The sequence below is a fragment of the Streptomyces sp. NPDC001373 genome (assembly GCF_042895815.1).
Classification (GTDB): domain Bacteria; phylum Actinomycetota; class Actinomycetes; order Streptomycetales; family Streptomycetaceae; genus Streptomyces.
The window spans coordinates 1-2,339 of the sequence record NZ_JBIAWQ010000059.1; the positions used below are offsets into that span (position 1 = coordinate 1).

At 71.0% G+C, this 2,339-nt stretch carries 3 protein-coding genes; all 3 read right to left on the minus strand.

The annotated features are described in order from the left end of the window. Nucleotides 1-148: 148 nt before the first annotated feature. The gene (cysD, locus tag ACFY15_RS36825; protein WP_390691813.1) at nt 149-1,090 is read right to left on the minus strand and encodes a sulfate adenylyltransferase subunit CysD; all 942 of its coding nucleotides are present in this window, start codon (nt 1,088-1,090) and stop codon (nt 149-151) included. Beyond that, the gene (gene cysC / locus ACFY15_RS36830) at nt 1,087-1,632 is read right to left on the minus strand and encodes an adenylyl-sulfate kinase (RefSeq protein WP_390691815.1); all 546 of its coding nucleotides are present in this window, start codon (nt 1,630-1,632) and stop codon (nt 1,087-1,089) included. Before cysC ends, cysD begins: the two co-directional genes overlap by 4 nt. 44 nt (nt 1,633-1,676) lie before the next feature. After that, nucleotides 1,677-2,339 (minus strand): phosphoadenylyl-sulfate reductase (locus tag ACFY15_RS36835; RefSeq protein WP_390691814.1); only part of this gene is annotated, 663 nt, incomplete at its 5' end.

The window sequence follows — 2,339 nt, forward strand, 5'->3', positions numbered from 1 at the left end:
TCCACGGCCTCCAGCTGGTCCTCCAGGACCGACTTGGAGTCGTGCAGCAGGCGGCCCACCAGGGTGGACTTGCCGTCGTCGACGGAACCCGCGGTGGCGAAGCGCAGCAGCGTGGTGGCGCTGAGCTGCTCGGTGGTGGTCGTCATGGTTAGAAGTACCCTTCGCGCTTGCGGTCTTCCATCGCGGCCTCGGACAGCTTGTCGTCGGCACGGGTCGCGCCCCGCTCGGTGAGGCGGGAGACGGCGATCTCGGCGATCACGTCGTCGAGCGTGACGGCGTCGGAGTCGACGGCGCCGGTGCAGGACATGTCGCCGACGGTGCGGTAGCGCACGAGGCGCTTCTCCACCGGTTCCGTGTCCTTGGGGCCGCCCCATTCGCCGGCGGTCAGCCACATGCCGTTCCGCTGGAAGACGTCGCGTTCGTGGGCGAAGTAGATCTCGGGGAGTTCGATGTCCTCGCGGGCGATGTACTGCCAGACGTCGAGCTCGGTCCAGTTGGAGAGCGGGAAGACGCGGACGTGCTCGCCGGGGGCGTGGCGGCCGTTGTAGAGCTGCCAGAGTTCGGGTCGCTGGCGGCGGGGGTCCCACTGGGAGAACTCGTCGCGCAGGGAGAAGACGCGTTCCTTGGCGCGGGCCTTCTCCTCGTCGCGGCGGCCGCCGCCGAAGACGGCGTCGAACCTCAGCCGCTGGATGGCCTCGGTGAGGGGGACGGTCTGGAGCGGATTGCGGACGCCGTCGGGGCGCTCGCGGAGCGTGCCGGCGTCGATGTACTCCTGGACGGAGGCCACGTGCAGGCGCAGGCCGTGCCTGGCGACGGCGCGGTCGCGGTAGGCGAGGACCTCGGGGAAGTTGTGGCCGGTGTCCACGTGCAGCAGCGAGAACGGCACCGGCGCGGGCGCGAACGCCTTGAGCGCCAGGTGCAGCATGACGATGGAGTCCTTGCCGCCGGAGAACAGGATCACCGGCTTCTCGAACTCGCCCGCCACCTCACGGAAGATGTGCACCGCCTCGGATTCGAGGGCGTCGAGGTGCGACAGCGCGTAGGGCGCGTCGGAACCGGACTCGGTGTGCAGGTGCTGGGCGGTGGTCATGCCAGACCCCTCTCGGTGAGCAGTGCGTGCAGGGCGGAAGCCGACTCCTGCACGGTCTGCGTGTGCGACTCGATGCGGAGGTCCGGGTCCCGCGGGGCCTCGTAGGGGTCGTCGACGCCGGTCAGACCGGAGATCTCGCCCGCCGCCTGCTTGGCGTACAGGCCCTTCACATCACGCTCGGAGCACACCTCGACCGGGGTCGCGACGTGGACCTCCAGATACGCGGTGCCCTCGGCCGCGTGCCGCTTGGCGACGGCCTCGCGGCTGTCCGCGAAGGGCGCGATCACCGGGACGAGGGCCTTCACGCCGTTGCTCGCGAGGAGCTCGGCGACGAACCCGATCCGCTGCACGTTGGTGTGCCGGTCCTCACGGCCGAACCCGAGTCCGGCGGAGAGGAACTCGCGGATCTCGTCCCCGTCGAGCACCTCCACCCGGTGGCCCTCGGCGCGCAGCCGCCCGGCCAGCGCGTAGGCGATGGTGGTCTTGCCCGCGCTGGGCAGACCGGTCAGCCACACGGTGGCTCCCTGGCCGGTCACGCTCATCCGCTTCTCCGTAAGTTCCGTGGTGTCCGTAGGTGTGGTGGTCATCAGCCGTGCAGTCCGCACTCGGTCTTGCCGCGCCCGGCCCAGCGGCCGGCCCGAGCGTCCTCGCCCTTCGCGACCCGGCGGGTGCAGGGGGCGCAGCCGACGGAGGTGTAGCCGTCCATCAGCAGCGGGTTGGTCAGCACCCCGTGCTCGGCGACGTACGCCTCGACGTCGTCCTGGGTCCAGCGCGCGATCGGCGAGACCTTGACCTTCCGGCGCCTCTCGTCCCAGCCGACCACCGGCGTGCTCGCCCGGGTCGGCGACTCGTCACGGCGCAGACCCGTCGCCCACGCGTCATAGCCGGCCAGGCCCTCTTCGAGGGGCCTGACCTTGCGCAGCGCGCAGCACAGGTCGGGGTCGCGGTCGTGCAGCCTCGGGCCGTACGCGGCGTCCTGCTCGGCCACCGTCTGGCGGGGGGTGAGGGTGATGACGTTGACGTCCATCACGGCCTCGACCGCGTCACGCGTGCCGATGGTCTCCTCGAAGTGGTAGCCGGTGTCGAGGAAGACCACGTCCACGCCGGGCATGACCCGCGAGGCGAGGTGGGCGACCACCGCGTCCTCCATCGAGGAGGTCACACAGAACCTCGTACCGAAGGTGTCGGCGGCCCAGGTGAGGATCTCCGGCGCGGAGGCGTCCTCCAGCTCCCGGCCCGCCCGCTCGGC